Origin of the sequence: Acetobacter sicerae, assembly GCF_011516765.1 — a bacterium.
Taxonomy (GTDB): Bacteria; Pseudomonadota; Alphaproteobacteria; order Acetobacterales; family Acetobacteraceae; genus Acetobacter; species Acetobacter sicerae.
Genome location: NZ_JAAABN010000043.1, coordinates 1 through 7,975 on the forward strand (window position 1 = coordinate 1; position 7,975 = coordinate 7,975).

A 7,975-nucleotide genomic window follows, 5' to 3' on the forward strand; every position below is an offset into this window, starting at 1 on the left:
GGCCGATCTGCCGACACAGAGGCAGGCCAGAGTATCCATTGTGTGCGCTACGACCGCGCCAGCAACGCCTGTGGGTGGTGCTGTTGTGGCGCTGTATTCAGTGACGGTCCCTTCCAGTGCGACAACGCTCGCGGGGCTGACTGCAACGCCTCAGAACGCTTTCTACCCGACGATCCCTGAACTGATGCGCGGTCGCCTCCTCAGAACAATCAAGATCATCAGCAGTCAGAACTACACTCCGTCACGATGGGCCAAAACGCTCGTTGTTGAGATGGTTGGGGGAGGGGGTTCTGGCGCAGGTGCTCCTGCTGTTAATACTGGCTCGAATTATGTTTCGTGTGGCAGTCCGGGCGCGGCAGGCGCTTATGCGAAGTTCGACATTGATCTCACGTCTCTCGCGACGTCAGCCATTCCGCTAACTATCGGAGCGGCGGGAGTGGGGGCAGTCGGTGGGATGGGGTCTGCTGGCGGCAACACGTCGTTTGGAGCGTATGTCACCTGCGGCGGCGGCGGCGCAGGCCAAACGATCAGCGCCGCACCTGGTATTTCGGCGTGGGGAGGGGCGGCCTCGGGCGGCGTTGTATCTGGCGCAGGCGCATCCGCTATAACGATGATTGAGAGTTATAAAGGGTCGGATGGGTGGGCTCCGGTAATTCTGTGTGGGCTCAACGGCAACGCGCCAACCACAGGCGTTCCGTTCCCCATACCCGGGTCCCCTTCTCGTTTCGGTGCGGGCGGCTATCCCGGGAATGTAGTGAATGCCAACGCGGTCATCGAATCTGCGGCGTCGCGTGGGTCTTACGGGGCCGGGGGCGGCGGTAGTGGTTCAACCGGAACCGGCACAACGACAGGCGCGAATGGATCCCCGGGTGTTATAATCATTCGGGAATACTCCTGATGGCGGTTCAGAATTACGCGGAATACCGCACTGCCGCGTCCGGGTCTGAGCCTATTGGATATGTCGTCAATGTGGTCATCTGGGATGGCTCCACGCCCTACAGTCCCGGAGATGGTCTCGCGCTCGTTGCTGACCCTGACGGGGAATATCCGATTGGTAGCACCTACTCCTCGCCAGCCTCCTAAAACACCCCGCCATCGAGCGGGGTTTTTCATTTCTGGAACACTGAATGTCTGACATCGCATCCGTCGTCACGCGACCGGAGTTTGAAGCACTGCGCGCTGACGTGAAAACCGTTGAGGCTGACGTGGTGGAAATCCGAACCCTTCAGAATGTGCAACAGGCGTCGCTGGCCAGTATCGAGCGGACGCAGGACGTCATTCTGGACAGGGTGACGAAACTGGGGAGCCGCCGGGAAATGGTGATCGCGGGCGGTTCCGGATTGGGCGGCGGCGTGGCGGCTGGCGTTGTTTACGCGCTGCACTGGTTTTTCTCATGACCCCCACAGAAATAGCAGCCCGCACAGCGTGGGGCGAGGCGCGGGGCGACGGGCCGGACGGGATGCACGCTGTGCTGAACGTCATCGGGAACCGGGTGAAGCAACCGTCGTGGTGGGGCCACGATATTGCCGGTGTGTGCCAGCGTCCGTGGCAATTCTCATGCTGGAACAGCGATGATCCGAACCGTGCAAAACTGCTGGCGGTCACGGAACAGAACGCGCAGTTCGCCATCGCGCTGAAGCTGGCTGGGTTTCTGGTGGCTGGAACACTCTCTGACATAACGCACGGCGCAGACCATTACTACAGCGTTCACATCACACCGCCTCTGTGGGCGAATTGCCAGAAGCCGACAGCGCATATCGGTGATCAACTGTTTTTCAGGCTCGGACCCTATGGTCGCGCAGCTGGTGAGGTGCTGGCATGACCCTCCCTGACAACATCATCCCATCCACGGCCCGGACCTACGTTGTCCCGGCAGAGCGACAGCCCGAGGCGTGCGGCTCCGTCTCGACATGGGACGCGCTCAGACTGCGCGGGATCATCCCGTCATTTGGTGGTGCTTCCTGTCAGTGCCGGGCCTCGTTTCCGCCAAAGAGCAGCGCGGACATTCTCGACTATGCGGTCGATTTCTCGACGTGGCTCGCGGATACAGGAGACGCGATCGAGGTGGTCTCAGTCACTTATCCCGATACGACCGGACTGACATACGACCTCACCGACCTCTGGGCGGACGTCTATCAGGGCGAGACCGTCGTCGTCATGCTCGCGTCCGGTCGGCCCGGCACGAAACAGCGCGTCGTGGTCACAGTCGAGACAGTCGAGGGACGCACAAAAGCCGTCCCGATCGAGATCAAAATCACACGGGCGACGCCTGCGACCGATCCGCCGAGCAATTTCATTCCCACGAACGCCCTGAGCCTGAACGGCGTCAATCTCACCGACGATACCGGAGCCTACCTGATCCCATGACCGACGTATCTCTCAGCACACTCAGCAAAGTATCCATCACTGACGCTGACGCAATGGTCGGCGTGTCAGGTGGCGGCTTTATCCAGATCGACACAGCATCCGTCACGGATCAGGTTCAGAGCGCGACAAACGCAGCCTCGTCAGCAACGGAGGCGGCGGAGCATATTGATGGCCTTGTTTCGTCTGGGGCAGTTCTGAACGCAGAGTCAGACCTGACGAACAGCCCGGTTACCTTAAACGGCGTTGAAACTAAGATCGGCTCAGCGCTAGAGGAGGCCGTCAAAAACGGCGCATGGAATCCGCGCGGTGCATGGTCTGCAAATACCAAGTACGCTGTCGGCGATTATGTGACCTATCAGGGATCCGGCTACGTTGTAGTCACGGCTTTTACTTCTGGAACGACGTTCGATGCGACCAATTTCACGCTGGCGGTGGAGGCTGGAGATAATGGCCTCTCCGTGGGCGAGATCGCAGTCTCACAAGGCGCGATCGTAGCGGGCCAACCCAGCACAGTCACGGCGACACCCTCGCTGTCTGACGGTACCGCATTAACTCCGTTCACGTTCCAAGTGCCGCCAGGAGCGAAAGGTTCGGGTGGCACTGGCGGTTCTGCAGCGACGCTCTCTCCCGGCGATTTTTTCCAGCCGACAGCTACATACTCGTCCCTCGATCTGACCACGCAAAACGCGGCCATCTCCGTTCCAGCGTCAGCCGCGCTTGAGGGAAACCCCGGCAACCACATTATCATCAACCCCGATGTGCGGTTTCAGGAGTTTTACGGTTGTGGTGGCGCTCTGACAGAGAGTGCGGCTATTCGAATGCTCTCTCTCTCGGACGCGCAACTGGATGCTCTGCTCGACGAAATGTTCGTGACAGGGAAATTGAACGTCGTTCGTATCGGGATGGGGTCGACGGATTTCTGCAAATATCCGTGGTATACATACGCGGATAACGGCGGCGTTGCGGACTGGAGCCTGACGACGTTCGACCTGGGGCGCGATCGGATGTATGTCATTCCCGTCCTTCAGAAAATTGTAGCGAAAAACCCGGATGTTATCATTCAGGCTGCGCCGTGGTCACCTCCAGCCTGGATGAAAACCAACGGTAGCCTCATTATGGGGGCGATCAACGGAACCTCGCAGGTTTACAACACACTCGCTCAGTATTTCGTCCTGCATTATCAGGCATACGCGGCTCTCGGTATCTATATCAATCTCTACGAGATTCAGAATGAGCCGCAGAGTTACAGAGCCCCCTATCCGTGCTGCCAGTGGACGGGTGCGCAAATTGCAGCGTTCATCCCCGTTCTGGGCGCAGCGTTTGACAAGGCGGGTATCAAAGCGGGGATTTTTTCGGGTGGCGGGGATAATTGGGGCAATTCAGCCCTAGCCAGCACCGCTCTGACGAACACCACCTCAGCGCCGTATGTGGTGGGAACATCGTGGCATGGATATGGAGCGGGAAACGTCCCAGCCAATTCACTGCCAGTAACCCGTCAGGTGCCGGGGAAACTGGTGTGGATGTCCGAGTATATGATCACCCGGACGCAATCTGCGTGGGGTAAGGCACAAGAAATGTGCGGCAACATTATCGTTGGCTGCCTCCGAGCAGGCTTCAACGGTATGTCGATGTGGAATCTCGCGCTTGATGAAACGGGCGGCCCCTACCTGCCGTATTCGGATCGCGGCTGGGGATCGACCGGGCAGGGTATCGTGACGATCCCGAGTGACGGATCCGGAAACGTCGTTAAGAACGTCGATTACCTTACGATGTCAGCCCTTATGTCGTTGTGGGAGCCGGGTTGCCGCGTGTGTGACTGCAACACGTTCGGTAACACCGGATACACGGCCACCGGGACCGTACAGATCGTCGGCCTCGTAAATCCCAGTGGGAACGTCGGAATTTTCTCGTGGAACAGCACAACGGCAGATATGCTAGCGACCGTGACAGATGCGCGGACAGGCACATCGTTCCCGGTCACACTGAAAGCAAATGGCTGGACAACGCTCCAGTGGGGGCCGGCTGATATTGTCGCGCAGGGAGGTACGCTGACGGCTCCGGGTCCGGTCACATCCCTCGCAGGTACGTCCGGCGACGGCAATGCCGATCTCACATGGGTCAATCCTGCGTCAACGGGGTCAACGGCGCTCGGTGTTATCTCGATCCAGCGTGGGGCCGACGCGGATTCGCTGTCCGAGATTGCGCGGATCCCCGGAACAGCCACGTCATTTTCCGACACGACCGCGCTTTCCAGTACGACTTACGTCTACGGTGCGCAGACCATTGGTGGCGGCGGCCCGTCTGCCGCTACCGTTCCGACTGTTTCCGTTCCCGTCACGGGCGGCGCTCCGTGGGCACCTACGCTCAGTGTGAGCGCAACCGGCGTTGTCACGGCCACACCGGCTGCTGGCGGCTCGACCCCGGCGACATTCAATGTCTACCGCGGGACCGCAGTTTATGCGTGGGCGAAAATCGGTTCGTTCTCCGCGAACGGAGCATCCGCTGTGACGTGGACAGACAGCACGGCAGCGGTTGGAACGACATGTTTTTATATGATTACTGCTGTAGGCTCCAACGGCAAAGAGAGTGCTGATTCAGGCTGGCAGAAAGTCCTGATTTCTGCCGACACTACACCGTTCACGACCTATTCCGCCACACTCAGCAGTTCGTCGGTTGTGTCTGGAAATCCAGTCACCCTGACTATCACGCCGGGTTCAGGGGCCGCTCTATCGTCTGACGCTGTTATCACGCCCACGTCCACAGTGGCCGGTACGTTCTCGCCTGCGACAATGACCATCCCAGCAGGTTCGACGGCGGCGGTCTCCTGCACGTTCACTCCGAGCGCGGCAGGGACGGCCTCAATCTCGACAACGAACAATGCGTCCCTCTCAGCCCCGGCAGCGATTTCGTTGACGGTTACTGGGTCTGCTACAGCCCCGGGCGCCCCGGGGCTCACTATCGTGGCGGGCGACGGTCAGATAACCGCCAATGTTACTGCTCCCACCAGCGACGGTGGCTCGCCTATCACTGGCTACCCGATTGTGGTCAATGATGCGGCCAGTCCGGTCACAACACTGTCAGCGCCGGGGAGTTATGTGATCACGGGCCTGACAAATGGGACGGCAGTCAGTGTCAAGGCGGGCGCGACGAACAGCGTCGGCACAACCTACTCTGCCGACCAGAGCGCGACGCCGGTTGCTCCGCCAGCAGGCGGCCACGCGTTGAACATCACAACAACCGGTTACTCAACCGCGCCACTTACAATCAATAACTCTGGTGGGGTTCTACAGGCGGATGCTCATGCGAGCATCACAGCGCTTGGAACTGCGGGATCGCTAACTCTGTTGGTAGGCGATTACCTGCCGTCGTCCACCGCACCCGGATACTCATCATACGGTTTTTATCTGGATAATACGGGGAATCTGGTCGCAAAATATTCGACCGGCTCTGCGAAAGCTGACTTCGTTCAGGTGTCAGCTTCTGCGCTGCCGACCAGTGTCTCCGGCGTGACGTTGGCAAACCTACACGCACGAGCGGTCATCAACACCTCGGCGGCAGCCGCAACTGACACCAGTGGCAACAGTAACGCCGCACAGACAATCACGTTCTGGGTCAGCCCTGACGGATCAACGTGGACGCAACTCGGCGAACCGCAGGCGGCTACAACGGCGCTGTTTACGGCTAGAGGGAGTGTTGCTCATAATTTCTGTGGCATTGGCGATGCCACAGGAACCATTCTCGACGCGCAAGTTTATTCGGGGACAACTAAGAAGCTGGACCCTGACTACACAACAGCCGAGACTGGAGCGGCAACTATCACGGACAGTCTCGGTAACGTATGGACTACAACCGCCCCGGCAACGATTTCGTGACGGGGTGGTTTCGGCCATTTGAAGTAAAATCCCCCGTCAGAAGTATCTGATGGGGGCGCTGCTATGACGCGTTCTCCACGGGACAATGCGAATGGGAGAGAAGGATGGGAGCCAGCTATGCTTCCAAATATATTGCTTTATGGATTCCTGAAACACCAAGAATAGCGTCCTTTAAGGCCTCTGAGAGCCTGGTATTTCCGCCAAGAAGCCGTATACGAAATGATTTTAGGCGTTCTCCGATGGACCTATTGTAATATATATCAGTTCTTTCTTTGATATCTAACGACATATCACTGTATTTAATGGCGGCCTCGGACGCCAGAAACTCTGTTCGTGGATTATGCTGATCGGCTATTTCAGCAAAAACAAACGACAAATCTCGATAGAATACCATGCGTTGATGGAGCGGAACCATAGAAAGACGATGTTTCATCATCCATTTCTCTATAAATGTTCTCTTTTTAGTTTGGCTTTCGTTTTTCCCATGCTGGCGGTAAAGGATCAGAGGATTGTCAATTTGGGAAACCTTTCCGAGGGCGCACGATAATATGTAAATCCACGTGTCGTGGGAGAGTTTCATGTCTTTCTCGGGATGTTTCGGGCGACGACTATACGGAAACCAATCTAAAATTTCCCTTTTAAATAGAAGCGTATTACCCCAAGCCGCCCAAGGAAATATTTGCTGCGGCTGTATTACGCAATCCTTTGGGATGTCCTGCTTCCAGATCCCGCCTTTAGTGGGCTTTAGGTTCTCGTCTACGAGAGCAAGGGTGTGAAGCGCCGATAGGCTCTCGTCGTGCTTAATGCGTTCGAACGCCACCGCCAGTTTCTCAGGCAGCCAAACGTCGTCTTGATCACAAAACGCTATCAGGTCACCTTTGCATTGAGAGGCGCAGAATAAAAAATTGTCTCCGAATCCTAAATTGCGATCTTTATCTAGGATGCGTACTGGGAACGGTGCAGTTTCGGAGAATGCTCGAACGATCGAGAGCGTGTCGTCACTCGATCCGTCGTCTGACACTACCAGTTCGACAGGCAGGAGAGTCTGTGCTGCGATACTATCAAGCTGCTCTAGCAGATATGTGGATCCGTTGTATGTGGCCAACGCTACAGAAATAGACATACGCATCCTCTCTCACGGCAATAGTGCTGCTGCCTCTATTAAATGCAAAATTTCATGCATGAAACCAATAACAATAGAGCCAACCGGCTTCACCCAGACACAATACTGGAAAATAAATGGACCCCATTTCAGCAGCTCTGACGTGGCTCTACTCGGCGCTCCCTGAGCCATATTCTGGCGATCTGGTTGCGCTCGTGTCGTTCGCGATCGCTTCGTGCGCTCTGGCGCTCCGGTTCTGGCGTCCGCCGCACCCCGGCAGTCACTGGGTGGCCGTTTACACGGTTGTCTCTGCGATTGCTCAGGCGCGGGGCTGGGCCGCCAACGCGTACCAGCCCGGAAAGAAAGCGGTCATGGTCCCGGCTGATGCGCCTCGTGCTGAGGTCGCCGCGAAGTTAGGCGTGCATCCAGACGAGACAAGACCGGGGAAGCCGCCGAAGGTCTGAGATCGAACACCTGCTGTATTGGCTGCGAACTAGGGCAGGCGGTTAATGCGGGCCTGATGTTGCGGGGGGGGGGAAGTAACATCGAGCGTCAGTGTTTATATGGTGGATACGATCTTTATTTAAGAGTTCGCCTTTCCATTATAGGAGGCCTCTCCTCACTTCTGCAGCTA

Annotated in this window: 8 protein-coding genes; 7 read left to right on the top strand and 1 reads right to left on the bottom strand. The window is 57.4% G+C overall.

What is annotated here, in order from left to right; genetic code table 11:
- From GVI59_RS18120 to GVI59_RS18145, 6 genes are all read left to right on the top strand, one after another.
- Positions 1–898: glycine-rich domain-containing protein (locus tag GVI59_RS18120; protein ID WP_456304149.1), on the top strand; the 898-nt coding region annotated here is incomplete at its 5' end.
- A complete protein-coding gene (locus GVI59_RS18125; RefSeq protein ID WP_173575451.1) occupies positions 898–1,083 on the top strand; it encodes a hypothetical protein in 186 nt (61 codons plus the stop codon). The genes GVI59_RS18120 and GVI59_RS18125, both read left to right, overlap by 1 nt.
- A gap of 44 nt (positions 1,084–1,127) precedes the next feature.
- Positions 1,128–1,397, top strand: a complete 270-nt coding sequence (locus tag GVI59_RS18130) for a hypothetical protein (protein ID WP_173575452.1) — start codon at positions 1,128–1,130, stop codon at positions 1,395–1,397.
- Positions 1,394–1,822, top strand: a complete 429-nt coding sequence (locus GVI59_RS18135) for a cell wall hydrolase (protein WP_173575453.1) — start codon at positions 1,394–1,396, stop codon at positions 1,820–1,822. Before GVI59_RS18130 ends, GVI59_RS18135 begins: the two co-directional genes overlap by 4 nt.
- Complete coding sequence (locus tag GVI59_RS18140) at positions 1,819–2,367, top strand: phage fiber-tail adaptor protein (RefSeq protein ID WP_173575454.1); 549 nt, start codon at positions 1,819–1,821, stop codon at positions 2,365–2,367. Before GVI59_RS18135 ends, GVI59_RS18140 begins: the two co-directional genes overlap by 4 nt.
- Complete coding sequence (locus tag GVI59_RS18145; RefSeq protein WP_173575455.1) at positions 2,364–6,239, top strand: carbohydrate-binding protein; 3,876 nt, start codon at positions 2,364–2,366, stop codon at positions 6,237–6,239. The genes GVI59_RS18140 and GVI59_RS18145 overlap by 4 nt, the downstream gene beginning before the upstream one ends.
- A gap of 115 nt (positions 6,240–6,354) precedes the next feature.
- Here GVI59_RS18145 and GVI59_RS18150 read toward each other — a convergent pair whose 3' ends face one another.
- Entirely contained in the window at positions 6,355–7,362 is a 1,008-nt protein-coding gene (locus tag GVI59_RS18150; protein WP_173575456.1) for a glycosyltransferase family 2 protein, read from the bottom strand.
- Positions 7,363–7,478: 116 nt separating this feature from the next.
- Between GVI59_RS18150 and GVI59_RS18155 the strand changes: the two genes are divergently transcribed.
- Positions 7,479–7,805, top strand: a complete 327-nt coding sequence (locus tag GVI59_RS18155; protein WP_173575457.1) for a hypothetical protein — start codon at positions 7,479–7,481, stop codon at positions 7,803–7,805.
- The last annotated feature ends 170 nt before the right edge of the window (positions 7,806–7,975 follow it).